General features: G+C 38.0%; 28 protein-coding genes and 1 riboswitch. Of the genes, 13 read left to right on the top strand and 15 right to left on the bottom strand.

All coding sequences use genetic code 11. The features are described 5' to 3' along the window. Window positions 1-73 precede the first annotated feature (73 nt). Window positions 74-802, bottom strand: coding sequence for a UMP kinase (gene pyrH / locus I8T81_RS07835; RefSeq protein ID WP_000852257.1), 729 nt, complete (start codon window positions 800-802; stop codon window positions 74-76). Window positions 803-853: 51 nt separating this feature from the next. Then, window positions 854-2,197 (bottom strand): 30S ribosomal protein S12 methylthiotransferase RimO, encoded by a 1,344-nt coding sequence (rimO, locus tag I8T81_RS07830; protein WP_004701193.1) that lies wholly within the window; start codon window positions 2,195-2,197, stop codon window positions 854-856. A gap of 341 nt (window positions 2,198-2,538) precedes the next feature. Here rimO and glnL point away from each other — a divergent pair, with 341 nt between their 5' ends. The 5 genes from glnL (at window position 2,539) to I8T81_RS07805 (ending at window position 7,806) form a co-directional block, all read left to right on the top strand. Next, window positions 2,539-3,648 carry a nitrogen regulation protein NR(II) gene (gene glnL, locus I8T81_RS07825; protein ID WP_004701192.1) on the top strand — a complete coding sequence of 370 codons (1,110 nt, stop codon included), beginning with the start codon at window positions 2,539-2,541 and terminating at the stop codon, window positions 3,646-3,648. Continuing rightward, on the top strand, window positions 3,635-5,128 hold the full coding sequence (gene glnG / locus I8T81_RS07820; RefSeq protein WP_004701189.1) for a nitrogen regulation protein NR(I): 1,494 nt from the start codon (window positions 3,635-3,637) through the stop codon (window positions 5,126-5,128). The genes glnL and glnG overlap by 14 nt, the downstream gene beginning before the upstream one ends. A gap of 275 nt (window positions 5,129-5,403) precedes the next feature. After that, window positions 5,404-6,057, top strand: coding sequence for a TetR/AcrR family transcriptional regulator (locus I8T81_RS07815; protein WP_004701188.1), 654 nt, complete (start codon window positions 5,404-5,406; stop codon window positions 6,055-6,057). A 113-nt stretch (window positions 6,058-6,170) separates the two neighbouring features. Then, complete coding sequence (argF, locus tag I8T81_RS07810) at window positions 6,171-7,091, top strand: ornithine carbamoyltransferase (protein ID WP_004701186.1); 921 nt, start codon at window positions 6,171-6,173, stop codon at window positions 7,089-7,091. A gap of 190 nt (window positions 7,092-7,281) precedes the next feature. Next, entirely contained in the window at window positions 7,282-7,806 is a 525-nt protein-coding gene (locus I8T81_RS07805; protein ID WP_004701184.1) for a protein tyrosine phosphatase family protein, read from the top strand. Here the strand turns inward: I8T81_RS07805 and ispF are convergent. After that, the gene (gene ispF, locus I8T81_RS07800) at window positions 7,803-8,285 is read right to left on the bottom strand and encodes a 2-C-methyl-D-erythritol 2,4-cyclodiphosphate synthase (protein WP_004701182.1); all 483 of its coding nucleotides are present in this window, start codon (window positions 8,283-8,285) and stop codon (window positions 7,803-7,805) included. The genes I8T81_RS07805 and ispF overlap by 4 nt on opposite strands. 100 nt (window positions 8,286-8,385) lie before the next feature. Between ispF and I8T81_RS07795 the strand changes: the two genes are divergently transcribed. Beyond that, complete coding sequence (locus I8T81_RS07795) at window positions 8,386-9,030, top strand: A1S_1983 family putative colistin resistance protein (RefSeq protein ID WP_198072531.1); 645 nt, start codon at window positions 8,386-8,388, stop codon at window positions 9,028-9,030. 47 nt (window positions 9,031-9,077) lie between these two features. Here I8T81_RS07795 and I8T81_RS07790 read toward each other — a convergent pair whose 3' ends face one another. Beyond that, on the bottom strand, window positions 9,078-10,322 hold the full coding sequence (locus I8T81_RS07790; RefSeq protein ID WP_198072530.1) for a D-amino acid dehydrogenase: 1,245 nt from the start codon (window positions 10,320-10,322) through the stop codon (window positions 9,078-9,080). Between the two features lie 177 nt (window positions 10,323-10,499). Next, a riboswitch (glycine riboswitch) is annotated at window positions 10,500-10,587 on the bottom strand. A gap of 146 nt (window positions 10,588-10,733) precedes the next feature. Continuing rightward, window positions 10,734-11,225 carry a hypothetical protein gene (locus I8T81_RS07785; protein ID WP_198072529.1) on the bottom strand — a complete coding sequence of 164 codons (492 nt, stop codon included), beginning with the start codon at window positions 11,223-11,225 and terminating at the stop codon, window positions 10,734-10,736. A gap of 311 nt (window positions 11,226-11,536) precedes the next feature. Here I8T81_RS07785 and I8T81_RS07780 point away from each other — a divergent pair, with 311 nt between their 5' ends. After that, window positions 11,537-11,995: a hypothetical protein gene (locus I8T81_RS07780; protein WP_049064214.1), complete on the top strand. Its 459-nt coding sequence runs from the start codon at window positions 11,537-11,539 to the stop codon at window positions 11,993-11,995. A gap of 184 nt (window positions 11,996-12,179) precedes the next feature. Further along, on the top strand, window positions 12,180-12,476 hold the full coding sequence (locus I8T81_RS07775) for a hypothetical protein (RefSeq protein WP_191106224.1): 297 nt from the start codon (window positions 12,180-12,182) through the stop codon (window positions 12,474-12,476). Window positions 12,477-12,607: 131 nt separating this feature from the next. Here I8T81_RS07775 and fumC read toward each other — a convergent pair whose 3' ends face one another. Together fumC and galE are read right to left on the bottom strand one after the other, a co-directional pair. After that, window positions 12,608-14,002, bottom strand: a complete 1,395-nt coding sequence (gene fumC, locus I8T81_RS07770; RefSeq protein ID WP_198072528.1) for a class II fumarate hydratase — start codon at window positions 14,000-14,002, stop codon at window positions 12,608-12,610. 114 nt (window positions 14,003-14,116) lie between these two features. Next, entirely contained in the window at window positions 14,117-15,124 is a 1,008-nt protein-coding gene (gene galE / locus I8T81_RS07765; protein ID WP_019458726.1) for a UDP-glucose 4-epimerase GalE, read from the bottom strand. A 65-nt stretch (window positions 15,125-15,189) separates the two neighbouring features. On the opposite strand from galE, the gene tusD reads away from it, so the two are divergent. Genes tusD through I8T81_RS07745 form a run of 4 tightly spaced genes read left to right on the top strand, consistent with a single transcriptional unit; the run spans window position 15,190 to window position 16,586 of the window. Then, window positions 15,190-15,558 carry a sulfurtransferase complex subunit TusD gene (gene tusD / locus I8T81_RS07760; RefSeq protein WP_004701165.1) on the top strand — a complete coding sequence of 123 codons (369 nt, stop codon included), beginning with the start codon at window positions 15,190-15,192 and terminating at the stop codon, window positions 15,556-15,558. 44 nt (window positions 15,559-15,602) lie between these two features. Next, window positions 15,603-15,953 carry a hypothetical protein gene (locus I8T81_RS07755; RefSeq protein ID WP_000859776.1) on the top strand — a complete coding sequence of 117 codons (351 nt, stop codon included), beginning with the start codon at window positions 15,603-15,605 and terminating at the stop codon, window positions 15,951-15,953. 17 nt (window positions 15,954-15,970) lie between these two features. Next, entirely contained in the window at window positions 15,971-16,255 is a 285-nt protein-coding gene (locus I8T81_RS07750; RefSeq protein WP_198072527.1) for a DsrH like protein, read from the top strand. A 19-nt stretch (window positions 16,256-16,274) separates the two neighbouring features. Next, entirely contained in the window at window positions 16,275-16,586 is a 312-nt protein-coding gene (locus I8T81_RS07745; RefSeq protein WP_001047539.1) for a TusE/DsrC/DsvC family sulfur relay protein, read from the top strand. Between the two features lie 5 nt (window positions 16,587-16,591). Here I8T81_RS07745 and I8T81_RS07740 read toward each other — a convergent pair whose 3' ends face one another. After that, complete coding sequence (locus tag I8T81_RS07740; protein ID WP_198072526.1) at window positions 16,592-17,455, bottom strand: DMT family transporter; 864 nt, start codon at window positions 17,453-17,455, stop codon at window positions 16,592-16,594. 122 nt (window positions 17,456-17,577) lie between these two features. On the opposite strand from I8T81_RS07740, the gene I8T81_RS07735 reads away from it, so the two are divergent. Further along, on the top strand, window positions 17,578-18,981 hold the full coding sequence (locus I8T81_RS07735; RefSeq protein ID WP_198072525.1) for an aminotransferase-like domain-containing protein: 1,404 nt from the start codon (window positions 17,578-17,580) through the stop codon (window positions 18,979-18,981). Here the strand turns inward: I8T81_RS07735 and I8T81_RS07730 are convergent. The 7 genes from I8T81_RS07730 to I8T81_RS07700 form a co-directional block, all read right to left on the bottom strand. Then, window positions 18,978-19,460 carry a winged helix-turn-helix transcriptional regulator gene (locus I8T81_RS07730; protein ID WP_019458721.1) on the bottom strand — a complete coding sequence of 161 codons (483 nt, stop codon included), beginning with the start codon at window positions 19,458-19,460 and terminating at the stop codon, window positions 18,978-18,980. The genes I8T81_RS07735 and I8T81_RS07730 overlap by 4 nt on opposite strands. Before the next feature lie 206 nt (window positions 19,461-19,666). Further along, a complete protein-coding gene (locus I8T81_RS07725; RefSeq protein ID WP_198072524.1) occupies window positions 19,667-20,902 on the bottom strand; it encodes a molybdopterin molybdotransferase MoeA in 1,236 nt (411 codons plus the stop codon). Beyond that, on the bottom strand, window positions 20,902-21,825 hold the full coding sequence (gene moaCB / locus I8T81_RS07720; protein WP_198072523.1) for a bifunctional molybdenum cofactor biosynthesis protein MoaC/MoaB: 924 nt from the start codon (window positions 21,823-21,825) through the stop codon (window positions 20,902-20,904). The genes I8T81_RS07725 and moaCB overlap by 1 nt, the downstream gene beginning before the upstream one ends. A gap of 23 nt (window positions 21,826-21,848) precedes the next feature. After that, window positions 21,849-22,334, bottom strand: coding sequence for a molybdenum cofactor biosynthesis protein MoaE (locus I8T81_RS07715; protein WP_198072522.1), 486 nt, complete (start codon window positions 22,332-22,334; stop codon window positions 21,849-21,851). Between the two features lie 3 nt (window positions 22,335-22,337). Further along, window positions 22,338-22,592 carry a MoaD/ThiS family protein gene (locus tag I8T81_RS07710; RefSeq protein WP_039252574.1) on the bottom strand — a complete coding sequence of 85 codons (255 nt, stop codon included), beginning with the start codon at window positions 22,590-22,592 and terminating at the stop codon, window positions 22,338-22,340. Next, on the bottom strand, window positions 22,593-23,633 hold the full coding sequence (gene moaA, locus I8T81_RS07705; RefSeq protein WP_079393548.1) for a GTP 3',8-cyclase MoaA: 1,041 nt from the start codon (window positions 23,631-23,633) through the stop codon (window positions 22,593-22,595). A gap of 229 nt (window positions 23,634-23,862) precedes the next feature. Continuing rightward, the gene (locus I8T81_RS07700; protein WP_198072521.1) at window positions 23,863-26,136 is read right to left on the bottom strand and encodes a molybdopterin-dependent oxidoreductase; all 2,274 of its coding nucleotides are present in this window, start codon (window positions 26,134-26,136) and stop codon (window positions 23,863-23,865) included. Window positions 26,137-26,188 lie beyond the last annotated feature (52 nt).

The following is a 26,188-nucleotide window of genomic DNA, read 5'->3' as shown; positions in this document are numbered from 1 at the left end:
ACTTATTTATTCAAGGATGTATATAACAAATTTAATTTAGCGCTAGTATAAAGAGCTTTGCAGCACACGTACATTATTTAGTAACGCGCGTACCCTCTTTTTCACCCATCACAACTGATAAAAGCGCACCAGATTTATTCATATCAAATACTTGCAATGGAACATTATGGTCACGGCATAGACAAATTGCTGTTAAATCCATAACGCCTAGCTTCTCATCTAACACTTGATCAAATGTTAAATGATCATATTTGACTGCATCTTCGTATTTGCTAGGGTCTTTATTATAAACACCGTCTACTTTGGTTGCTTTCAAAATTAAATTTGCTTCAATTTCAATACCACGTAGACATGCTGCTGTATCAGTTGTAAAGAATGGATTACCTGTTCCCGCAACGAAAACACAAACTTCGCCCTGACTTAAATGACGGATTGCATCACGACTTGAATATGACTCTACAACAGTACCAATTGGTAATGCAGACATAAGACGAGTTCTGATGTTTCGACGCACTAATGCATCACGCATTGCCAAACCATTCATGACAGTTGCAAGCATACCCATCTGGTCACCTGTTACACGGCCAACCAAGCCATCTTTTTGTAACTGGCTACCACGATATAAGTTACCGCCACCAACAACGATACCTACTTGCACACCCAAGCCCACCAAATGTGCAATAGAAAGTGACATCTGATCTAAAACTTGAGCATCAATACCCATATCTTTATTACCTGATAATGCCTCACCAGATAATTTTAATAAAATTCGTGAATAACGGGGGCTTATTGTTTCCGCCATGATTTTGCTCCAAGACCTCTTAAACTGAATGCTTTTTGAATCGTGATTCGATTAGACCGATTTAATTTTAATTAACTTTGCAAATAAGTCGTATTCATCCGCATCGGTAATTTCGACTTCCAACATATCGCCTGGTTGAATCGTGCTCTTATCGATATCTTCTACGAAGACATTACCGTCAATTTCCGGAGCATCGGCATAAGAACGTGCAACAGCAACAGGATATTCATCTTCCAAACCATCGACTAATACAGTCATCGTTTGACCGATACGTTTTTGTAATTTGGCAGCAGATATTTGCTGCTGCACTTGCATAAAGCGCTCGTAACGCTCTTGCTTAATTTCTTCTGGCACATGATCTGGTAAATCATTGGCCGTAGCGCCTTCTACTGGTGAGTAGGTAAAGCAGCCTACACGATCAAGTTGAGCTTCAACTAACCAATCTAGCAAAATCTGGAAATCTTCTTCAGTTTCGCCTGGAAAACCAACCACAAAAGTAGAACGGATCACAAGATCCGGGCATTTTTCACGCCACAATTTAATTTTTTCTAGAGTATTTTCACTATGCGCTGGACGCTTCATTAATTTAAGAACGCGTGGGCTCGCATGTTGGAATGGAATATCGAGATAAGGCAGGATTTTACCCTGAGCCATCAAATCAATCACTGCATCAACATGTGGATATGGATATACATAATGTAGGCGCACCCAAATTCCAAGCTGACCAAGTGCTTCACACATGTCAAAGAATTTAGTTTTTACTGGCTGTCCGTTCCAAAAATCCAACTTATATTTAGTATCTACACCATAAGCTGAAGTATCTTGTGAAATAACCAATATTTCTTTCACACCTGCGCGTTTTAACGCAGCTGCTTCTTCTAACACGCTACCAACTGGACGTGATACTAAATCACCACGCATGCTCGGGATAATACAGAAGGTACAACGGTGGTTACAGCCTTCGGATATTTTTAAATAAGCATAATGCTTAGGCGTTAAACGGATACCTTGTTCAGGAACAAGATCAATAAAAGGATTATGTTTCGGCGGTGCTGGCACATATTCATGTACAGCTTCCATCACATCTTGATAAGCTGCCGCACCAGTAACCTTTAAAACGTTCGGATGCATTTGACGAATTTTATCTTCGTCTTTACCTAAGCATCCTGTAACGATTACTCGACCATTTTCACTCATGGCCTCGCCAATTGCATCTAGCGACTCTTGTACCGCAGATTCAATAAAACCACAGGTATTAACAACTACTAAATCAGCACCATCATAATCTGATGCAACTTGATAACCTTCAGTCTTTAACTGAGTTAAAATTCGTTCAGAATCTACCAATGCCTTAGGACAACCTAAAGAAACAAAACCGACTTTGGGGGTCTTCATGAATCTGCGCTCCACTTGAATGCGCGTATTGTATGTCTTTTCTCGTCTCACGCATAGGTGGAAACCCCACTCTTTGTGTAATGCACCAAAATACAACCAATATTTGCACCAAAACCCAATATTGCACCAAGTTGGAACATGTTATTATTAGCAAGCTGGCTGCTATTTTTGACCAAAAGATATTAAGAACGATTTTAGCGCGCTTTAATTACGCTTGAAACCTCAAAATAATCCATAAACAAAGTTGGCGTACATTTTGCATCATTCATGTTCTATAACGGTGAATACCGATAACCAATGAAGATGCCATTGCGCCATTTTAAGACAGGAACGATTCGCTAATGGATCAACACGCACCTATCGACTATCGCCTTTTGGTAGACAATTTAACTACTGCGATTTTATTAATCGATAGTAATTTTAATATTTTTTATTTGAATTCAGCTTGCGAAGCACTTTTCGACATTAGTTTGCTACGCGCTTCTGGGCAGCCGGTTTTAAATTTACTTCATGCGCCCGATGATACCTTTAATACACATGAAGCTTTACTCAATACTTTAAAAACAGGACAACCTTATACACGTCGTGAAGCTGTGATTAATGTCAACTTTAAAGACTTACATGTTGATTATACGGTTTCACAATTAAATGCAGGTAAAAGTTACCATCCGCTTTTACTTATTGAGTTAAATCCAATTGACCGTATGTTGAAAATTTCTAAAGAAGAAAACTTAATTCAACAACATCAAGTGGCTAGACAGTTGGTTCGAGGCGTTGCTCACGAAATTAAAAATCCACTGGCTGGGATACGAGGTGCTACTCAATTACTTGCTCGGAGCTTAAATGACGAGAGTTATGCAGAATTTACAGATGTTATTATTAATGAAGTAGATCGTCTTACTAACTTGGCTGACACTATGTTAGGTTCAAGACAACTGCCGAGTTATGAGAACGTGAATGTTCATGAACCTTTGGAACGTGTTCGGTCTTTAATTGCAAACCAAACCAAGAAAAAAATTAAAATTACGCGTGACTATGATTTGTCTTTGCCAGATGTGAATGCTGACCGAGACCAATTAATTCAAGTTATGCTCAATATTAGCGTTAATGCCATTCAAGCGATTACAGAAAATAAGTCATTTTTTATAGATCAAGAACCCGAATTAATTTTACGTACCCGAATTCAACGTCTAGTCACTATTAATGGTGTACTCAACCGCTCTGCTGTACGAGTTGATATTGAAGACAATGGGCCGGGTATTCCTGAAAGCATTTTAGAATCTGTGTTTTACCCGTTGGTTACAGGACGAGCAAAAGGTACAGGGCTTGGCCTGAGTATTGCACAGAACATTATGCATCAACATAACGGAATGATTGAATGCCAATCAGTTCCTGGAAAAACAATGTTTAGCTTATATTTACCTTGGGAGTCAGACCGTGTCGCGAAATAAAATATGGGTTATTGATGACGATCGCGCCATGCGATGGGTACTTGAAAAGACCTTTAAAGAAGAAGGATTTGACGTCACCAATTTTGAAGAAGCTCAAACAGCACTCGAACGTTTACATCATGATGCGCCCGATGTCATCTTAACTGACATCCGTATGCCTGGTATCGATGGGTTGACTTTTTTATCCAAAGTAAAAAACACACACCCCGACTTACCCGTCATTATTATGACAGCTCATTCAGACTTAGAGTCAGCTGTATCAAGCTATCAAACTGGTGCGTTTGAATATTTACCAAAGCCATTTGATATTGATGAAGCTTTAGCTTTAGTCAATCGTGCGATTTTGCATATCAATAAATTGCAGCAGCAAGAAGCTACAAAAACTGCTTCTCCTCTACAATCGACAGAAATTATTGGTGAATCTCCTGCCATGCAAGAGGTTTTCCGAGCAATTGGGCGATTATCGCAATCACACATTACCGTTTTAATTAATGGCGAGTCAGGAACTGGTAAAGAGCTCGTTGCACATGCTTTACACAAGCACTCACCGCGCCGTGCCAAACCATTTATTGCACTAAACATGGCAGCAATTCCGAAAGACTTAATCGAAACGGAATTATTTGGTCATGAAAAAGGTGCTTTTACTGGCGCAAACACTCAACATCAAGGTCGTTTTGAACAAGCCAATGGCGGAACTCTCTTTCTTGATGAAATTGGTGACATGCCATTTGAAACACAGACTCGTTTACTTCGCGTACTTGCAGATGGTGAATTTTATCGAGTTGGTGGGCATATCCCGGTTAAAGTGGATGTTCGAATTGTCGCTGCGACACACCAAGATTTAGAAAAATTGGTGAATGAAGGTCGATTCCGTGAAGACTTATATCACCGTTTAAATGTAATTCGTATTCATATTCCTAAGCTTGCGCATCGTAGCGAAGATATACCAATGCTTGCTCAGCACTTCTTGGCCCGTGCAGGCAAAGAGTTAGGTGTAAGTCCAAAGATTTTACGTACTGAAACAACAGACTATATGCAACAACTGCCATGGCCAGGTAACGTGCGTCAGCTTGAAAATACCTGTCGTTGGTTAACTGTCATGATTACTGGTCGTGAAGTTTATCCAGAAGATTTACCTTCTGAACTAAAGCAAGTGCCACTTCAAAAAACTAGTGAAACTAGTCAGCCAGCCCCGTCTTTTGAGCGTATTTCTTTACATCATTGGGATGAGCTATTAAATCAATGGGCAATTCAAAAGCTAAAAAATGGCGAAATGAAGATTTTGGATATTGCAACACCGATGTTTGAACGCACATTAATTAATGCTGCCCTACAACAAACTCGTGGACGCAAACGTCATGCAGCTGAACTATTAGGTTGGGGACGCAACACCCTAACCCGAAAGTTAAAGGAACTAGGAATGGATTCTGCTGATGACGATGATGAGGACGAACACAAAGCGACTTTGTCTGAAGCTTAATTGTAAAATACATAACAAGAGCGGCTAATTGATTTTAGCCGCTTTTTCTTTATATCTATTTATAAGGAAATTAATCTTTAAATTAAAACGTGAACATATAGTTACATCACTAAAAAACTCCAAAAGATCGTGTAAGTTTTTATATTTTAAAATATTTATTCAGTTTCATACTTATATGACTGTTTAGCAGACAATCTAAGAATATAGCAATGTCCATCGGTAAAGATAGTTTTGATATACTAGCTAAGCAGTATTAATCGTTGTTATTAAATTTTATGCATGATCCAGTCCTTGAGTCACATCATCCTATATGTGACAAACCTCAGACGCGCCGCGGTATCGAACGTCGTTTAGCTTTATTGCTAAGCGCAACCGAGCTGTTTTTGGAAAAAGGATATGATGCTGTATCTCTTGACGATATCGTAAATCATGCAGGTGGTTCAAAGGCCTCTATTTATAAATATTTTGGAAACAAAGAAGGACTTTTTACCGCGATTTGTGACTATAAGCGTGAAATGTTTTTTAAAGATGTGTGTATTCCATTTAATCCTGAAAAAAGTACTTTAAAAGAATATCTAATTCAAACGCTCGAACGTGTTTACGTTCATATCATTCAACCGGAACATATCGCGTTTTTACGACTTATTATCGAACAGACAGAATGTAATACGGTCCTCATACAATACCTTTATGACAAATGGGTACACAACTTACAGAATACTCTTACTCAAGCATTAGAGTTTGCACATAATGCAGGAGAAATCACATGTCCTTCTCCTTATCATTCTTCACTCATGTACTTTGGGATTTTACGCGATATTGAGTGGCGTATGATTATGGGTATGCCTGCTCTACCCAATGAGAAAGAAGCTTTTGATTATATTGAATATTGTGTAGACATTTTCTTAAAAGGCCACCATAAAGTCTAATTCTTTTGCATTTTGAAATGCTTATAGTATAGTAGACTTCTTTTTCTCCACATCCACCCAGCCAACAACAGATAATTGTTGTATTTCAAAGACAATTATTATGGAGTAGCTACATGGCTCTAAGACATTTCCTGACTTTACGTGATCTATCCACATTAGAACTTAACCGCATCTTAGAACGCGCAAGTGAACTAAAAAAAATGCAACAAGGCAATAAGGTTTATCAGCCTTTTGTTGGTAAAGTATTGGGAATGATTTTTGAAAAATCGAGCACACGCACTCGTATTTCTTTTGAGGCTGGTATTAACCAATTTGGTGGCAGTGCCATCTTTTTGTCACCTCGCGATACACAACTAGGTCGTGGTGAGCCTATTGAAGACTCAGCACGTGTTATATCAAGCATGCTTGATATTGTGATGATTCGTACTTTTGGTCACGACATTGTTGAACGCTTTGCATCTTACTCAAAAGTTCCTGTGATTAACGGCCTAACTGATGACCACCACCCTTGTCAATTACTTGCAGATTTGCAAACTTATATTGAACATCGCGGTAGTATTGAAGGTAAAACCGTAGCTTGGATTGGTGATGGCAATAATATGTGTAATTCATATATTGAAGCTGCACATTTAATGGGTTTTAAATTAAAAATTGCTTCGCCAAAGGGTTTTGAACCTAAACCTGAATTTTTAGCAGAGTTTGGTCATTGTGTTGAGCTTTTTGACAATGCTGAAGATGCTGCTGTAAATGCTGACCTTATCGTTACAGACGTATGGGCAAGCATGGGACAAGAAGAAGAACAAAAATTACGTAAGAATGCTTTTTCAGCGTTTCAAGTCAATGAAAAACTGATGAGTCTTGCACATCCAGATTGTTTATTTATGCATTGTTTACCAGCACATCGTGGTGAAGAAATTTCAGAAACCATGCTTGATCATAAAAATTCAGTCGTATGGGATGAAGCAGAAAACCGCCTACATGCTCAGAAAGCTTTAATGGAATTTTTATTGAATGAAAATTTGAAAAAAGCTTAATCTCGATAGAAAAACAGCATCTTTAAGGTGCTGTTTTTTTTATTTCCATAAAACTCTTATTTTTCTTGTTTATTTTTAAAATTTTTCACGATGTTGCTGAATATATAAACAGTCTATATTTCAACTACACTCTAGAATCGTGTATAACATTCTACACAATAAGCCAAGCCTACTCTTGTAGAGTGCGATTATGACAACCCTTGAAGAATCACTATCTCAAATCCCTGCATTTTCAATTATTCACGAACACTTATTTAGTTCAGCACAACCTTCTGTTGAACAGCTCAAACTCATTAAAGAGTATGGCTGTAGTACTGTTATCAATTTAGCTTTGACAAATTCATCGAATTGTATTGAAAATGAAGATCAGGTTTGTCTTGAGCACGGTTTAAATTACATTCATATTCCAATTGACTGGGAAACACCTTCTTCTGACCAATGCTTATTGGTTTTAGATTTAATTGATCATTTGGTTCAAAATGAAATCGTTTGGTTACATTGTGCCAAAAACAAACGTGTAAGTTGTCTCATGTATGTATACAGACAATTTTATATGAATATGGACATGCCAACTTCTCAAGATTTACTACACGAAATTTGGGAACCCAATGAAACCTGGACAGGACTAATCCATAGCATTACCTTACAGCTACAAGGCCGTAAGGCTACCTTAGAACTTCAACAGTCTTTGCAACAAACTGATGATTTAGTTTAATTAGAGATTAATACCGTCGCTGTTGCTAAAATTCCTTCTTGGCGACCCGTAAACCCAAGTTTTTCGGTAGTGGTCGCTTTGATACTAATTTGATTTAAATCCACATTCAAAACATCTGCAATACTTTGGCGCATCTCTAAATTATGTTTCGCTAATTTAGGACGTTCGCAAGCTACAGTAATATCAGCATTATTCAAACGATAACCACGGTCTAATATTAATTGATAAACGTGTTTTAGCAGTACACGGCTATCCGCTCCTTTAAACTCGGGATCGGTATCTGGAAAATGCTGACCAATATCACCAAGTGCCAGTGCACCGAGTAAAGCATCACATAGCGCATGTAACACAACATCGCCATCAGAATGTGCTTTTAAGCCATGCGTATGTGGGATCTGAACGCCAGCCAAAGTTACGAAGTTACCCTCTTCAAAGGCATGTACATCCATTCCTTGTCCAATACGAATTTGAGCGACCATATCAACTCTTCCCTTCTATAAAAACTTAAGAAATCTTGTATTCAGCTGTTGTGTTTCGCTATAGTACACTTAGCAAAGTAGACTGAAAGTATAAGCGATCATGCCGTCGAATACTGATATGAATCAATTGAAAAGATTAAGTTTTGTCGTGACATTGAGTTGTTTATGCTCACCATTTGTTTTTGCGGAATCTATCGACTGCTCAAATTCAAACTCTGAGCTCAAAATCTGCTCAAAAACCTTTAGTGAAGCGCGTAAGCAACTTAACAATCAATATCTTTCTGCATACTTAGTTACAGATGCCCCCTTAAAACTTCTACAAGATACACAGACTTTGTGGTTTAAACATACTCAACAATGCAAAAATACTTCATGTTTTCAACAACAGTTTGATATACGTGGGGATGATTTAAACTTTTATGCATCACTTAAGCAAACCCTAACGCAGCATTATCTTAAATTTGAAAATGGGCATATTGCAGCTCAACCTGTTCATTTACAAATTCATCAACTTGCTAAAGATAAAATCAAAATCGAAGGATTAGCTTACCGTAATCCGAATAACCGAAAAGATACTCAAACTATTTCACTCATGGCTTATAGCTCTCCTGAACAGAAAAGTGAAATTTTAGACAACGAACATAACTGCAAATATAAGTTCGATTTCCAAAAAGCCATACTTGTAGTGAAAACCCAACAAAAAGGCTGTGAACGATTTACTGGTGTTTATCGACTATATGATTAATTGATATAAAATAAAAAAGCCAGTGAATCTACACTGGCTTTTCTTTTTTAAGTTGGATATTTTTGCAGAATATCTTGACTCACCAAAACAGCTGTCGCTGCTGATAAAGTCCAACCTAAATGGCCATGTCCGGTATTATAAAAAACTCGTGGCTGTTTAGACTGTTTTACGACTGGCAACATATTAGGCATCATCGGTCTTAAACCTGCCCATGGAACAACATGCTCAGTTGAAATGTCAAAATTACGATTCACCCAATTCACTAGGGGTTGAATACGATCCGCTCGAATATCTCGATTATAGCCGTTAAATTCAGCTGTACCTGCAATACGTAAACGATCTTGGCCTAAACGAGACGTTACAATTTTGGCGCTTTCATCAAGCAAACTCACCCATGGCGCATTTTTAATACTTTTCTCATCTTTCAATTGGACAGTAATTGAATAGCCTTTAACTGGATAAACATTTACACGCTCACCGACCATATCAGCCAACTGATAACTTCCGACACCACCACAAACAACCAGAACATCACCTTCCAATTGAAAGCTATCTGATTGAGAAAGATGAGGATGTTCAGCACTTGGCTGACAATTCAACACTACTTTATCTGTGTGACACTTAATATCAGTCACTTCAAGTCCAAATTTATACTGAACACCATATTGTTTAGTCTTTTCAGCTAAAGCTGTTGAATATTTATGAATGTCTCCAGTTGCATCACTTGGAGTGTAATACCCCCCAAAGTAATCACCAGTTAAAGATGGCTCAATTGTCTTCATTTCCTCTGGTGAAACTGAATAGCGCTCCAAAGTACCTTTGTTTAAGACGTCATTCACCTGTTTAGCAACATCATAATCAGCCTTACTGTGATACATATGAAGAATACCGCGTTTCTCCAAATCAAATTGAAGCTGCTCTTTTTCAGCGACTTTAAACAAGCGCTTACGAGCGAGCAATGCTAAGCGAACAGTTTCTATGGTGTTAGCCTCATAATTTTTAATATGAGATAGAAACTCAACTAACCAGCTATATTTGTGCAAACTAAAAGAAGGGTTAAGTAATAGAGGAGCATCTTTTTGCCTCATCCATTTAAAACCTTTTATAACGGTCGCTTTCTGGTTCCAGACTTCTGCATTACAAGCAGATAATTGCCCTCCATTTGCAAATGATGTTTCCATAGCTGGATAAAGATGGCGATCAATCACTGTGACTTGGTAACCTAATTGAGATAATTCATAGGCTGAAGTAACCCCTGTGATTCCTGCACCAATCACAATAACATGTGGCATAACAGACTCCTCTGAAATGCAAAAACATTTCATCAGTACAGCCCATCTGTCATTTGTACCTGAGAGTTTCGACCTAAACACTACCTTTTAGCATTTCGATCTTCCCCTTCGGTGAGTTTATGACTTATAAGTTTTTATTCTTCATGCTTATAAATCTTAAGCTGCTCTCCAGATTTTTTAATTATTACAGTCCTTTTGCCTGAGAGTTTCCGGGCCTGTTGCTCCTTCGGCGGGTTCCTAAGAACCTCTCTCCCGCAATAATTTTGTATTTATATAAGCAATGTATCTGCCACTTTTAAAAAAACGCATTCTTTTCTTGTAAACTTTTGTACAGCAATTCAATTAAACAAGAAAGTATTTGATTTAATTATAAAAAAAGGTGAATTATTTAAATTCACCTTTTGCTATTTATTAGAGCTTTCCTTCAAGCACTTGGTCAGAAACTAGACCTTTCCATTGCTCTCGCAAGGTTGGTAAATAAAACTTCTCACCAATTGTGACCAACTCAGCATCAATTAGTGCATGAATTTCGTGCATAAAAATATAATCCAACGAAACTAAAGACAGTTGATGATTTTTTTGTGCTACTTTTTTACGTTTAGCTTGAGCTTGTTTAATGAGCTCATTTGCAAAATTTTTATCTTTATATGTTGTGATTGCATTTAAACGAAGCTCAATAACACCCCAACCTGCCAACAATTTTTTGAAGATTTCATAGTCTTTTGTCGTTGATTCCCAAGTTACGTTTTCCAGATTATTATCTTCGGGTAAAACAGGTAACAGTAAATCACCAGTACTTGGAAAAATCTTTTTAAGATTTAACAGAAATTTAACAGGCTGATCACTTGGGTAATCATTAAACTGCACATGTTGTTCGGTATCTGTTAAATAAATCGAGAGCATTCAAAAATCCTTAGCTAAGCAACTGTTTATTATGTGTTTAATTTCTATATCGCAAAATAAATGCAAATTAAAAACAATACAAAAACAGGATAAGGTGGGCATTTTAACAATTATGACAGCTTATTCAACTCTAAGTTAGTTTGATTAAGCTATATAAGAACAATTAAATTCAATTAACTTTGTAAAGAGCGCTGATATGAATTAATAGCTCAAAAAGTGAGTGCTCATTAAATATACTACAACTCAGCCTCTTATTAAGATTTAATGTTACAATACAGTGATTTACTCAATTTCATCTGGCTCCCAAAGAAATGAATAGATCACAGTTAATTTTATTATTTTTAAGTATTGGTACTTTTTCTTCTTCTGTATTTTCTGAAACGATTACCTTCCCAACTGAACAAGAGTTTTATGACCAAAAATCGAATCGCCATAGAAGTATGCTTGAGATAAACAATTCAAATCATAAGTTTAACGAATCACAACACAATCCTTTTCGTTCCGATTCGAACAAGAAAGCAGTAGATTTTTTTGAAATTGCAAAACAATACCAAGATGAGAAACCACAAAATACATACTCTCACTCTCCAGATCCAACTGTGAATATGAGTGATCATGACCGAAGTCTCTACTACATTAGAAATCATGATGATATAGGTCTCAAAAGAGATATTCGTATTCAACAATATAGATCATTAAAACAGCAATACGATAAAGGGGTCATTTCCAATGACGAATACAAAGAGAAAGTTTACAAAATTTTAAAATAAGCTTTTATATATTCTGAAGCCTTCATTTAATTAATGGAAGGCTTCTATAAGAAATTTTGAGATAGAAGGTTAAAAATTATAAAAAACAAAGATTCATAGTAAATAAACAATAAAAATTAAACAGTTTTAATTGTTAAAAGACACCAAACTATTGAGGTCTTCCCTACAAATAAAGGAGAGATCAATGAAGATTCGAGCTTCACGTACCTATTCAACTTATTCAAATCACTATTTTATTTCAAAAGAATATGAATGCAGCGTTATTCCAGTAAAAGGAATGTGCTTTACCGATCTTGGTTTGACCGAAAATGGTGTGATTGAACCGATAGAAATTACAGAGGTCACTATAGATCCAGCCTCTAATTCTTATCATGTTCTTTTAGCAAAAGATGCTCATGAATACACGAAAGAAGAACTAAAAAGAAAATTTGAAGAAATGAAAGTAAATGGTTGGGAATATATAGAAGATCTACTGATGTAGCTTTTATTCTCAACCTAATAAGTTAGAGCACATATCAAAAGCTATAGATTTAATGCGTACATATAATAGCCATCAGTAGTTTATCTGTACATTCAGTACAAAATGGCACTACTGATGGCTATATAGACTGCTTATTTACTATTTGGCGAAACCATTTTTTCAGGTTTAACGACCTCGTCAAACTGTTCTGCTGTTACTAAGCCAAGCTCAACAGCCACTTGTTTTAAAGTCTTATTCTCTTTATAAGCAGTTTTCGCTACTTTTGCAGAGTTTTCATAACCAATAACTGGATTTAATGCAGTAACTAACATGAGAGAGTTATGCAAGAAGTGGTCAATTTTATCGCGATTAGGTTCAATCCCAACCGCACAGTGATCATTAAAACTATTACATGCATCGCCAAGAAGCTGAATAGATTGCAATAAATTATAAGCAATCACTGGCATAAATACGTTTAATTCGAAGTTACCCGAAGCACCAGCGATATTAATAGTGGTATCGTTACCAAGCACTTGTGCAACCACCATGGTCATTGCTTCACTTTGAGTTGGGTTCACTTTACCTGGCATAATACTTGAGCCTGGTTCATTTTCAGGAATGCGAATTTCCCCAAAACCACAGCGTGGGCCACTTGCTAACCAACGAATATCATTAGCAATCTTATTTAAGCTTACTGCTAAAGTTTTTAATGCGCCTGATGCAAAAACAGCGGCATCACGCCCTGCAAGTGCTTCAAATTTATTAGGAGCAGAAACAAATGGCAAACCCGTTAAAGCTGCAAGCTGAGTTGCTGCCTTAACAGCATAGTCAGGATGAGCATTTAACCCTGTTCCTACTGCTGTGCCGCCCAATGGCAACTCATACAAACCAGTTAAAGCTTGTTGTAGGCGTACTAGACCGTGCTCAAGTTGAGAAACATAACCACTAAATTCTTGGCCTAAGGTTAATGGTGTGGCATCTTGCAGATGAGTACGGCCAATTTTAACAATATCGTGAAACTCATCGGACTTCTTCTGCAAAGTCGCTTTAAGCTGCTCTACAGCTGGAATCAGCAATTCATTAATTTGCAAACTTGCGGCTACGTGAATAGCTGTTGGAAATGAGTCATTGGTAGATTGTGCACGATTGACATGATCATTTGGATGTACTGGTTTTTGTGCGCCCAATGCTTCGCCTAATTTTTGGTTGGCAATATTGGCAATCACTTCATTACAGTTCATGTTGCTTTGTGTACCAGAACCTGTTTGCCAAACTACGAGTGGGAACTGTGAGTCCCATTTTCCTGCAATCACTTCTTCGGCAGCGCCCACAATATATTGACTTAAATCTTGTGGTAACTGTCCTAACTCTGCATTGGTTATTGCTGCTGCTTTTTTTACCAATCCCATCGCTCGAATCATGGCACGGGGTAAACGCTCCTGCCCGATTTTGAAGTTCTGTAAGCTACGTTGGGTTTGTGCTCCCCATAGCGCTTCATTTGGAACTTCAATCTCACCCATAGTGTCATGTTCAATTCGTGTTTGCATAGAAACCTCGGTTATCTGGTTAAAGAACTCACGGGCTGAAGCAATTTTTGCTTTGGCTAGTTAATTTTAGTATCGTACTCAAGCATTCCATTATTGTAAATAAGAATCATTATCTCATCTTCCATTTAATGTGTTTTGATAGAATCTCCATTCATCTTCAATCATTTGCTTTAAAGTTCGTTTCGGATTCCATTGTAATAAAGTTTTTGCTTTTCCTACATTTGCACCAAGTTGAGCCAATTCTTCATGCTTATAAATTGCCGATTGTGTCGGAATTTCAGCTTGGGTCACTTGTGAAATTTCATCTAATAACTGACGAATTGAATGTACTTGGTCATGTGCAATATTAAATGCTTCACAGCAATGGGTTTGATCACGTAGCCATAGTAGAGTTGCACTTACAGCTTCGCATACATCTAAGACATGTAGAAAACTACGCTCTACAGTATGGTCTTCGGTAGACACTTGGTCTTGTAATTCAATTAAATCACGCTGCATGGCTGCTACTTGCAATGCAAGCGGTACAATATTTTTAGGAAGCTGCGCAACATACTCACCTAATACACCATGCTCAAAAGCACCTACAATATTTGATAGGCGTAAGATCGCAATTTTCCATTCATGATCAATTTTATAGGTATCACGGATGATTTCTTCAATCATCTGTTGAGATTTGATATATGGATTTGGATAAGCGTAGTTGAAATCTTGTGTTTCACTCAGTTCTAAATCAGATTTTCCATAGACTGCCAAGCTAGATAAATGGATAAAATGACGGACTCCTGTACGTTGCATCGCACGTAATAGACTCATGATGCAACTGACATTATCGTTATAATATTCGAGCGGTTTTAAGTTAGATTCTTCAATGGATTTAAAACCAGCGGTGTGAATGACTGCATCAATTGAGTATTGTTCAAATACCTTATTCAATGCAGGTGTATTACGTACATCAAGTTTAACAAACGGAACGTACATACCAGAGATGTATTCTAACCGCTCAAGCGTTTGCAAGGTCGAGTTAGCCAAATTATCGACAATAACCACTTCTTGGCCTTGAGCCAACAGACTCAATGCAATATGTGAACCGATAAAGCCTAAACCACCTGTCACTAAAATCATTGTATACTTACCTTTCTCTTAATGTATCTACGCCCATTTAGACGTATGACCATAGTGAATTCTCAATGAGTACATTACTACTAATAACCTCTGCTCCTACTTCAATCCATGCTTGGCATGCACTTGGCCTTGCTCAGGCACTCAAAAGTAAAAATGAAGACTTTCGTGTATTCTTTTACCAAGATGGCGTTCAAGTTGCGAATGATTTTCAGTGGGTTCCTGACGACCAGCGTAATTTAACGCATGAATGGCAAAAGCTCTCGATCCGACTTCCTGTCTGTGTCAGCGCCGCCCTTGCACGTGGTATTACCGATGCAGAAAATGCGAGTCGCCATCAACTTAGTCATCACAACCTAGCAGACAACTTTGAGTTAGTTGGACTAGGTGAACTTGCTGATGCAGTACAGTCAGCCTCTCGTCTTCTTCAATTCTAAGTTACTTTGTTAACTTAGATTGTTGCTTTTAAAAGGTATATTGTGTGAAAACTGTACTCGTTATTTTGACCCAAGCCAATCTAACCAGCCTACAAGTCAATGAAAGCCTCGCCGCTACTATGGTTTTAGCAACCTTTGGCTCGCCAGTCAAAGTATTATTGAAAGATGCAGCTCTTAGCCTCTTACAAAATGAACATAACTTTGACCAGTTGCAGCATGCTTTTAAAATTGCTTCAAACATGGTGGATAGCTTTGAGTTTTATGACTTGAGTCCCATTCTTGTTGAGACCAAAAATAAACAGCATCCTTTTGTTCAAAACAGTGAGCAGGAGCTAGAGTTTGTTCAGTTAGATACTGAACTCATCCAATCTTTCGATCATGTCTTATATTGGTAGATAAAGGTGTAAATTTAATGACGCAATCAACACTTTATCTGGTGCAAGCTTCTTATCACCATACCCCTCGCATTATTGAAGAACTTGAAAAGCTCTTTCATAAAGACGATCAAATTGTTTTTATGGGCGATTCAACCGCACAGCTTTCCATAAGCATTTGTCAGCAGTTTGGCTCAGTTTCTTGTTTGTCTCATGAAAAAGATTTAATTGATGGAGAAACCTTAGCTCAGGTTACTGTATTAAACTATGACCAATTTGCGGAGCTGGTTTTAGAATTTAATCGATGCATTTCTTTGAAGTAATATTGTTAGGCTCATTTTTATGAATTTAGAATTAGATCAAGATGGTCATTTAGTCGACTATACGATTTGGAATCCAGAAGTCGCACAGGAACTTGCCAAATCTCTCGATCTTGAATTAACAGATTGGCATTTTGAAGTTTTAGCTGCGGTTCGCCAATTTTATCAACAATTTGGGCATTCTCCAGCGACTCGTCCCCTCATTAAATTCTTAATGAAAACTGTCAGTCCTGATATCAATAATGCTGTTTTACAGCAAAAATTTAATACTGGTTTAGTTGCGCGCCATCTCAGTCGTTTAGCAGGCATTCCTAAACCAGCAAATTGTTTATAACTTTTTTATGCGAACTTTTTAGCGGCAGCGACACATAGAATTGTTACTGCCGTTACCATTAACATCGACCAACTTACATGTTCATGTAATAACAGTGCGGCAATCGCGAGTCCCATTAAAGGTTGTAAAAGCTGTAGCTGGCTAATTGCAGCAATACCGCCTTGTGCAAGCCCTTTGTACCAGAAAAAGAACCCGATAAGCATACTAAATAACGATACATATACCAGCCCTGCTATCGCCGATGTAGATACATCTTGGAAAGAAACAGGCATGTAAAAAATAGTAGCAAATAACATAATCGGTAAAGCTAAAATAAGTGCCCAACAAATCACCTGCCATCCACCTATTTTTTTCGAAAGTACTCCGCCTTCTGCATAGCCAAATCCACATAGAATAATTGCAATAAGCATGTATAAATCGCCGATGCTAAAAGAAGCTTCACCCGATAAAAAAAACATGTAGGTAAAAACAATCAGGCTGCCTAAAATTGCAAATATCCAAAAAAATAAATTTGGTTTTTCTCCACCTCTCACTACTGCGAATATGGCAGTAGCGAGAGGTAGAAGACTCACAAAAACAATTGAATGTGCTGCATTCATATATTGCAAAGCAAGTGCCGTAAATAAGGGAAAACCCACCACAACACCTAAAGCAACTATAGCAAGTGACCCCCAATATTGTTTAGCCGGTCTTTTTTCTTTAAGCAAAAAGATAAGAATTAAACCTAAAATACCCGCAATGGCTGCTCTTGCCGCCGTGAGAAAACCAGGATCAAAACTGGTAACCGCAACACGGGTGGCTGGTAATGAGCCTGCAAAAATCGCAACCCCAATAAAACCATTTACCCAACCATTCATAAACTTTTGCATATTATTCTCCGCAACTATACGAAGAATTTAAGCTGTGATATGGTATCAAAACCAGATACAAAGCAGTACAATTTCAAAAAACTGTTATGTATAAATAAGCAGTACAGTTAGAGATGGTTAACGTGAATCAGTCAAAAACAAAAATCGAGCTTGTTATTTCACAGATTGAACAGCAAATTAAAAATCGTTCTTTAACGCCAGGCTCCCGTTTACCTTCTGTACGTAAACTATCCAAAGATTTAGGTTTTTCTGTTTCTACTATTGTTGAAGCTTATGAGCGGTTAATTGCCGTAGGTAAAATTGAATCTCGTAGTGGCTCCGGTTTTTATGTCGTAGGACCGCTTGCCCCTTTGGCTTTAAGTGAATTAGGCCCTAAATTAGATCGTTCTATAGATCCGTTATGGATTTCGCGTCAGTCTTTGGAAGCAAAACCCGATGCATTTAAACCTGGTTGTGGCTGGTTACCAAATGACTGGATGCCACTTGAAAGTATTCGTAAAGCTTTAAGATCTGCTACACGTAACGAAGATGATAACTTAATGGGTTATTCGTCACCTTTAGGGCTACCAGCATTAAGAGATTTACTCGCTAGGCGAGCGCAAAGTAAAGGTATAGAAGCAAACTTGAACCAAGTTCTTTTAACTGATTCTGGTACTCAAGCAATTGATCTGGTTTGTCGTTTTTTACTTAAACCAGATGATGTTGTTTTGATTGATGACCCTTGTTACTTTAACTTTCATGCTTTACTTAAAGTTCATCAAGTTAAAGTTATTGGCATTCCTTATACATCAAGCGGACCAGATTTAGAAACATTTAAAGAAGCGATTGAGACCCATAATCCACGGCTCTACATTACAAATTCTGGAATACACAACCCAACTGGTGCAACACTCTCACTTTCGATCGCTCATCAATTATTAAAACTGATTGAGCAGTCTAATTTGATTGTGATTGAAGACGATATATTTTCAGATTTTGAACATACTTCAGCGCCACGACTTGCGGCCCTAGACAACCTTTCACGCGTGATTTTTATTGGAAGTTTCTCTAAAACACTCTCTGCCTCTATTCGCTGCGGCTACATTATTGCTAAACCAGAATGGATTGATCAAATTACCGATTTAAAAATTGCTACCAGCTTTTCTCACAATGGGCTCTCAGCCAAAATATTACATACAGCTTTAACTGATGGTTCATACCGTAAGCATCTAGATGTGTTAAAAGTTCGTTTAGCTCAAGCCATGCAGGAAACAATAGCGAAACTTAAATCGATTGGAATAGAACCATGGATTGAACCAAAGGCTGGAATTTTTGTGTGGTGTCGGTTACCCGAAGGAGTAGATGCAGCGAAGATTGCTCAGTTTTGTCTGAATCGAGAAGTAATTCTTGCTCCGGGTAATGCCTTTAGCCAAGCACAATCGGCAGGCCAATTTATTCGTTTTAATATTACCCAATCAAATCATGATTATATTTATCAGACTCTTACAGAGGCACTTCAGCAAGAGTCTTTAAAGAAAACGCTTTAAGCTTGTTTTTGCTTTTGTTCTATATAAGCAAAATAGCCCGGTCCAGCCGTAACTTGAACTTGTTTTGCATGTAAAGGTTCACGGCAGACCGAACATACCATGATTGGTTCAAATTTATGACCACAAGCTTTATGACGATATTCCAAAGGTTTACCTAAACCTTGATCCATCCATTTATCTGCCCAGTTCGCCATAGATAGTATAATTGGATAAAGCTCAAATCCTTTATCGGTGAGACGATATTCAAAGCGTTCCTGACGATCAAAATAAGGAGCTTTGACTAAAATTTCGTATTCAACCAAACGCTTTAAACGATCCGATAGGACATGACGAGTGACACCTAGCGATTTTTGAAAATCATCAAAACGGCGAATTCCCATAAAAGCATTACGTAATATTAGCATCGTCCATCGATCACCAATTACTGATAGCATACGGGCAACAGAACAAGGTTGATCACCGATGTCATCCCATTTCATCTTTATGCTTACCTCAATATAGAACTGGCCTACTTGCCTTATTATTTATACCCTAAACCACTTAATATGTTATATGCAATATTCAGCTTAAAAATAAGTTTTTAATGTACTTATGACGCTTATTTTTTAAATAACCATGAATAGAAATACTTATAAAATAGATTAACTTATAAGCATAAATTAATCATATTCAGCTTATTTATAGGCTAATTTGAAATAAATATTCCTTTTAATAATGTACCTGACTCTAGTTTTGTACTCGCAGGAATACGGACTAAACAATTGGCTTGCATAAGGTTACTCAGCATATGAGACTGCTGCTTAGCCAAACTTTTTACTCTAAGTTGTCCTGCATCAAAATAAGCATACATTCGCAAAAAACGCTCACGTGCATCTTCTTTTAAATCATGCTCTAAAATTGCAGTAAACCATTCTGGTCCCTGTCTATTACCCTGCAATGCATCAAGCAAAGATTTGCCGTAAACTTGCATTGCTACATATACCGCAGCCGGATTGCCCGGTAAACCTAGCAAATAGCAAGAATGGCTAGCTTGTGAATTATGGTATTCGGCAAAGAATAAAGGTTTACCCGGTTTTTGTTTAACTTTCCAAAATATTTGTTCAAACCCAACTTCGAAAGCGCATGGTCGAACAAAGTCGTAGTCTCCTACCGAAACTCCGCCTGTTGTTATGATGACATCATGACTATCTTTTAACTGGTTAAAGTAATGGGTGACCTGCTCTGCTTCATCTGCCACATGAATGAGTTCGATATCTAGACCATAATCTTCAAACCAAGCTTTTAATAAAGGCCCATTTGCGTCAAAGACTTTTCCATCAATTAAATCATCTGCCGTTTGAGCAACTTCATCACCTGTGACTAGTACTGCAACTTTTGGTCTACGATAAACCGTAAGCTCTTGCACTCCCGCCATACTTAAAGCAGCCAAGCTTCCAATATTTAGAAACTGTCCTACTTGAGCAAGCAACTGCCCCTGCTGGATTTCTTCACCAGTAAAGCGGATATCAGCTTGAGGACGTATATGCTCCCTTAAACAAATTTCTTGAGCCGAAATAACCGATACGATTTCTTGCCGTGCTACATGCGTTGTCCCTTCAGGAATTTTGCCGCCCGTAAATATACGAATTGCCTGACCTTCACCGAGTATGTCGTGACTCTCACTTCCGGCACGAATCTCACCTGTGACTTGGAAGTTTTGATTATTTAAGTCTTCTGCATGGCTACAAAGTGCATAACCGTCTACTGCACTTTGAGAAAAGCTTGGTAGATTAATTTCAGAGTAAATCTCTTTTGCAAGATAACTACTTAGGCTATTTGTTAGAGTCTTTTGAATAGAGTTTAAGTTTTTAGGCTTATTAATAACTAAATCTAGCGCTTCATCTATACTGATTAATCCACGCTCAGCACCACAACCTGACATTATTCATAGCCTCCCGGATGCGGTAAATCACGGCAAACATCAAAAATATGGACTAAGGCAGGTAAAATAGCTGCCATTGATTCGCTTGCTCCACCACGGCTTCCTGGTAACGTCACCACTAGAGAACGGTCAATAAACCCTGCTACTCCGCGCGACATGGCAGCATATGGTGTACGCTTTTGTCCAAATGAACGTGCGGCCTCCATTAAGCCATCTAATTTACGTTCTAAAAGAGGCTCTAGCGTATCAACTGTAATATCACGCTTGCCAATTCCTGTACCACCAACAGTCATAATGCAAGCATATGATTTGCTCAAATCAAGCACTAAGTTTTTTAAAGTATCCGCTTCATCTGGCAAAATCTGGTAGTGAATCGGATCAAATCCTGCTTCAGTTAACGTTTCAACCACAGATTTTCCGGCAGTATCCGGCTTTCTGCCCGCTGCGACGGTATCGGATAACACAATAACCGCAGCCGAAACAGGTTGACGCAATACCCGTTTAAAATGGGATTTTCCGCCTTTTTTCTTCAGTAGTTTACATTGATCCATCCAGAGTTCTTCTGGTTCACAATGAGGCTTTAACATGTCATAGATAGTTAAGCCTGCAAGGCTTGCCGCCGTTAAAGCTTCCATTTCTACGCCAGTTGGACCAATAGTTTCAACAACAGCAATAATTTTTACAAAGTCATGTTCTAATTCATATTCAACATCTGCCCGATAAATCGGTAGCGGATGACATAATGGAATCAGCTCATCAGTTCGTTTGGCTGCCAAAATTCCTGCAACACGCGCTGTTTTTAATGCATCACCTTTTTCCGTGTTTCCTTGTCTTAATAGTTCAATACAGTGCGGTGGTGCATATAAAATCGCTTGTGCTTCGGCAACTCGATAACTTTCCGGCTTCATTCCAACGTTTTTCATTATTTATCCTAGTATTACATATTTCAGTGTGAGTGTTCATGGCCGGCATGATGGTGATGTCTATGTTCGTGTGGTGCATCCTTACGAATACAACAGCCCTCTACATAATAACTTGTACCATCTGTAAAGAACTCTTCTTTAAAGACAGGTACTTCATGTTTTACCCGTTCGACTGCTTCCTCACATGCTTGAAAAGCTTCACGGCGATGGGCTGCATACGCAATCGCAATAATGGCTGTTTCACCGACATCTAGATATCCAATCCGATGAACCACTCGCACATAAGATACCTGATACTTTTTCTCAATTTCTAGTTCAATTTCACGTATCATTTTTTCTGCAAGCGGTTTATACGATGTATATTTCAGCGCCTTTACCGCTTTACCTTCGTGGTGATTACGAACCGTACCCATAAAAATATCGATACCACCGCATTCTGGAAAAGATTGAATCGGATCAAAAGTATCTAAGCTTAAAGCCTGCTCTTGTATTCTTGCGAACTCTTTCATGATTCATCCTCCAGCAACGGGTGATAATAAAACCAAAGTGCATGGCTCACTTAAGACAGTTTGTCTGGTGATGACATTGTCACCAATCGCACATGCACATTTTTCCATGGCTTTTGTAGATTCCGGATGCAATAAAACAATTTCATCTAATACATCTTTAACCAAACTATGGTTAGGACAAACTAGCGAAAGATTTTGAGGTAGCAATTTTTCGATTGCACCAAATGCTTCGACTTTAATTTGAATAGATTGTTGCATTTATCCCCCAAGCATATGCATGCTGATTTTACGGGTTTGTTGGTGTTGTAAGGCATGGAAACCTTTGGCTTTGTGCCAGATATAAGGATGAACCAAATGATTTAAATTTTGGACCGTCATATCATATTCTGGCGTATGTTGTTTACTTACCAATGCTTCAAGCTGAGGCTTAATATTTAAGCCTTGCGGTGCAAACAAACAGTTATATAGTTCGCCTTTTGCTGTAATTCGTATGCGGTCACACTGATGACAAAATGAATGCGTAATTGTGGAAATAATTCCTAAATGGTAGCTACCGTTAATTAGATATTGACGCGCTGGCTCATGTTGCTGCTCGATGACTTGTACCGAATAATACAGTTGCAATACCTGTAAAATTTCAGCCTCACTTACCACATCTTTATTTGACCAAAGTGCATCACCATCAAGCGGCATAAACTCGATAAAACGTAAAGGAATATGATTAGCAATTGACCATTTCACCATAGGTAAGATTTGATCATCATTTTTATCTTTCATTAATACGCAGTTAATTTTAAAAGGTAGTCCTGCATCTTTAGCAGCTTGAATACCCTCAAGAACTGGTTCTAACTTTTTCTTAGTAAGCTCTTTAAATTGAATTGAATCAAGACTATCTAAACTAATGTTTAAATCATCTAATCCAGCGTCTTTTAGTTGTTTAGCATATTTAGCAAGGTAATGACCATTTGTAGTCATCGATATACGTTTTAAACCTAATGCTTTTAAGGCCTGCAAATCACGAACAAAATGAACAATGCCTTGACGCATTAATGGTTCACCACCCGTAATGCGAATACTCTCGATACCTTGCTGCACCATAAAATGACAAAATTGAAAGAGCGCTTCAAAACTAAGCAAGTCCTGTTTATTTAACCATTCTGGATGCTCAGGCATGCAATATACACACTTAAAATTACAGCGATCAGTTACAGAAATTCGCAACTTACGCTTGATACGCCCATATTGATCTTGTAGAAGGCTTGGCACATTTTCAGAGTGATATTGTTTCATCATTTGCACTCATATCGAGAACATTTCAAATCTTGCGAGCACCGATTATGAACAATCAAATACAAAAAATTGCATCTTAATAGTGCTTTGATTTTTAATAGCAAAATTTGTTCCAGCTCTACTTATTTTCCATAATATTTAAATTTTTTATAGACTTTTCACCGCACTACCCTAAGAACAATTAAAAAATAAATCTCAAGTTAGCACGGTAAAATCTATGTTTTACTTGATTCTATTTCTAACACTTTTCTAGACGGATGGGTACATATTTATGGTACGGCGTTTTCGACAATGGATCACAATGTTCAGCAGAAATAAGTAAGTTTAATTGTGGCCCAATCGGTTCTCCATTTTGAAAGCGCATACCGTAGCCATGTGGCAGTGACACAACACCTCTTCTCATCCCATCATCTAACTCAATAGCTACCTGAATTTCTCCATGCTGTGAGATACATTTAAGCTGCTCTCCTGTATCTACATTTAAGTGCCTTGCATCTTCGGGATGAATACGTAGTGCACCTTCTGCATCTACTTTTCGCCAAGCAGGGTCACGATAAATTTGGTTGGCGTTGTAGCTACGGCGTTCACCTGACAAAAGGATGAAAGGAAACTCTTCAATATTAACGTTATGGCTTCTCAAGCTTGCGAGTTCACTTAACATCTCGGGAATTGCAAGACGTATTTTCTTATCTTTATAAGCCATCAGTTTCCAGACTTCGTCATATTCATGTTGCGATAAAACCACACCTGAACGTTGCTTTAAAATTTGTTCAAATAACCGAACGCCTAAAGTTAAAGGATTACCTTTATAACCTGCACGGCGTACCGCTTTGGTATGTAAAACAGCATATTGAATAGATAGCGGCAATAAAAAAGCAACTGAATCTGCAGAATTGCCAAGTCGTTTGCCAAGAGTTCGATAAATGATAGAGGCAGCAAAAGGGATATATTTTTTATGGCGTGCCAAGGTAAGTCCTAGCGCAGACAAGTAGGGTAAGTAGGCTGTTTTTTTCGAGTCGACCGCAGCTATTTTTTCTAGAATTGGAAAGCGTTTTGGAATCACCTGCATTGCTTCAAGTAATCGTGTATAAATTTCGGCTTCCGGTAAAGTATTTGCTTGAGCAGCCAATATGGGATGACGCAGGTGAAAACCATTCTTAGGAAATTCCAAGTTAAAACCGGTAAATTCCCATTTTTCAAACTGAGTATGAGCAGGCAAAATATAGTTGGCGAGTCTCGCGGTTTCTGTCATCGCAACATCGATTACAACCAATAAATCTAAGGCTTTAAATGCTTCCTCATAGGCAGGTGTATCAGGGTAAGTTAATAGTGGATTACAACTATCTACAAACACCGCACGAATTTGTTTTTCCCCTGCTTTTAGGATTTCATCGGGTAAAATATTAGGCGGGAAAAACCCTGAAATCGGGAACATTTTATGATAAACGCTACGTCGATATTTTGGATTTCTTTCATCTGTATCGGTCAAAATTGGAATAAACATGGTATGCAAATTATTGGTACCCTGTTTTCCAAAGTTCCCTGTCAGCAAGTATAAAAGTTTTTCTAAATAACCATTTAATGTTGTATTCAAAGTATGTTGAATACCTAAATCGATACGTACACAGCCTCTTTTTGCCTTGGCAAAATCTCGAACAATCTGATAAATCAAATCGACAGGTACATCAGCTTTAGCAATATAGTCTTCAATCGGAACATGGTTAAATGCAGCTTTTACGTCTTCAAACCCATGTGTGTGCTGCTCAATAAACGCTGCATCATAAAGCTTTTCTTTAATAATGATCGCAATCATGGCCGACATTAAAAAAGCATCTGTTCCCGGTTTTAGCTGTACGTGAATATCTGCTTGTTTTGCTGTTTCGGTAACACGCGGGTCGAACACCACCATAGTTCGGTTCGGATCTTTTTTAATATGTTTTAGTGTGTCTCGTGCGTTAGGAATACCGTGTGCTTGAAACGGATTTGTTCCAATAAAAAGTACGTAATCTGCATGTTCAACATCTTCTGTCGTATGGCAAGCCTGACTACCGAATAAGCGGCCATTGAGCCAGAAATCACCTGTTTTTTCTTGGGCAAGTGAGTTATATGCATAATAACTTTTCATAGCCAATAAAAGTTGTCGACCATAAGCTGCACCGAGGTGATTACCCTGTCCACCGCCCCCAACCGAAGCAAAAGCAGTACCGCCAAATTTATCTCTAATCTGCACTAATCGATCAGCAATTTCTTGTATCGCCACATCCCAACTAATTTCTTTAAATGAACCATCTGGTTGGCGTTTTAAAGGTGCGGTTAAACGGTCTGCATGTTTCTGGTAATGCTGTAATCTTGCCGCTTTTTGGCAAATGTAACCTTGAGAAAATGGGTGCTCAGGATTACCTTTAATTTTGACAAATTGGTTATCTTTAATTTCTACGCTCAAACCGCAGTTTCTTGAACATAAAATACATGCGGTCACATCTGTTTTACTTTGCTGAGCTGCGTCCATCATTTTTCTGGCTCCGTTTATTTTTATACATCTGGCTAGAATGAAAACAACTAGT

Source organism: Acinetobacter seifertii (assembly GCF_016064815.1).
GTDB lineage: Bacteria > Pseudomonadota > Gammaproteobacteria > Pseudomonadales > Moraxellaceae > Acinetobacter > Acinetobacter seifertii.
This window is presented reverse-complemented; position numbering and strand designations above follow the sequence as displayed.

What these genes read in the sequence shown, in the direction of transcription:
- I8T81_RS07730 (WP_019458721.1), bottom strand. Translation starts at nt 19,460, where the DNA reads ATGAAATGGGATGACATCGGTGATCAACCTTGTTCTGTTGCCCGTATG.
- argF (WP_004701186.1), top strand. Translation starts at nt 6,171, where the DNA reads ATGGCTCTAAGACATTTCCTGACTTTACGTGATCTATCCACATTAGAA.
- I8T81_RS07775 (WP_191106224.1), top strand. Translation starts at nt 12,180, where the DNA reads ATGAAGATTCGAGCTTCACGTACCTATTCAACTTATTCAAATCACTAT.
- moaCB (WP_198072523.1), bottom strand. Translation starts at nt 21,825, where the DNA reads ATGAAAAACGTTGGAATGAAGCCGGAAAGTTATCGAGTTGCCGAAGCA.
- pyrH (WP_000852257.1), bottom strand. Translation starts at nt 802, where the DNA reads ATGGCGGAAACAATAAGCCCCCGTTATTCACGAATTTTATTAAAATTA.
- I8T81_RS07700 (WP_198072521.1), bottom strand. Translation starts at nt 26,136, where the DNA reads ATGATGGACGCAGCTCAGCAAAGTAAAACAGATGTGACCGCATGTATT.
- I8T81_RS07785 (WP_198072529.1), bottom strand. Translation starts at nt 11,225, where the DNA reads ATGCTCTCGATTTATTTAACAGATACCGAACAACATGTGCAGTTTAAT.
- I8T81_RS07750 (WP_198072527.1), top strand. Translation starts at nt 15,971, where the DNA reads ATGACGCAATCAACACTTTATCTGGTGCAAGCTTCTTATCACCATACC.
- ispF (WP_004701182.1), bottom strand. Translation starts at nt 8,285, where the DNA reads ATGGTCGCTCAAATTCGTATTGGACAAGGAATGGATGTACATGCCTTT.
- I8T81_RS07745 (WP_001047539.1), top strand. Translation starts at nt 16,275, where the DNA reads ATGAATTTAGAATTAGATCAAGATGGTCATTTAGTCGACTATACGATT.
- fumC (WP_198072528.1), bottom strand. Translation starts at nt 14,002, where the DNA reads ATGCAAACACGAATTGAACATGACACTATGGGTGAGATTGAAGTTCCA.
- I8T81_RS07710 (WP_039252574.1), bottom strand. Translation starts at nt 22,592, where the DNA reads ATGCAACAATCTATTCAAATTAAAGTCGAAGCATTTGGTGCAATCGAA.
- rimO (WP_004701193.1), bottom strand. Translation starts at nt 2,197, where the DNA reads ATGAAGACCCCCAAAGTCGGTTTTGTTTCTTTAGGTTGTCCTAAGGCA.
- tusD (WP_004701165.1), top strand. Translation starts at nt 15,190, where the DNA reads ATGAGTACATTACTACTAATAACCTCTGCTCCTACTTCAATCCATGCT.
- I8T81_RS07740 (WP_198072526.1), bottom strand. Translation starts at nt 17,455, where the DNA reads ATGCAAAAGTTTATGAATGGTTGGGTAAATGGTTTTATTGGGGTTGCG.
- I8T81_RS07715 (WP_198072522.1), bottom strand. Translation starts at nt 22,334, where the DNA reads ATGAAAGAGTTCGCAAGAATACAAGAGCAGGCTTTAAGCTTAGATACT.
- I8T81_RS07790 (WP_198072530.1), bottom strand. Translation starts at nt 10,322, where the DNA reads ATGCCACATGTTATTGTGATTGGTGCAGGAATCACAGGGGTTACTTCA.
- I8T81_RS07815 (WP_004701188.1), top strand. Translation starts at nt 5,404, where the DNA reads ATGCATGATCCAGTCCTTGAGTCACATCATCCTATATGTGACAAACCT.
- I8T81_RS07725 (WP_198072524.1), bottom strand. Translation starts at nt 20,902, where the DNA reads ATGTCAGGTTGTGGTGCTGAGCGTGGATTAATCAGTATAGATGAAGCG.
- I8T81_RS07805 (WP_004701184.1), top strand. Translation starts at nt 7,282, where the DNA reads ATGACAACCCTTGAAGAATCACTATCTCAAATCCCTGCATTTTCAATT.
- galE (WP_019458726.1), bottom strand. Translation starts at nt 15,124, where the DNA reads ATGATTTTAGTGACAGGTGGTTTAGGCTTTATCGGTTCACATATTGCA.
- I8T81_RS07780 (WP_049064214.1), top strand. Translation starts at nt 11,537, where the DNA reads ATGAATAGATCACAGTTAATTTTATTATTTTTAAGTATTGGTACTTTT.
- I8T81_RS07795 (WP_198072531.1), top strand. Translation starts at nt 8,386, where the DNA reads ATGCCGTCGAATACTGATATGAATCAATTGAAAAGATTAAGTTTTGTC.
- glnL (WP_004701192.1), top strand. Translation starts at nt 2,539, where the DNA reads ATGGATCAACACGCACCTATCGACTATCGCCTTTTGGTAGACAATTTA.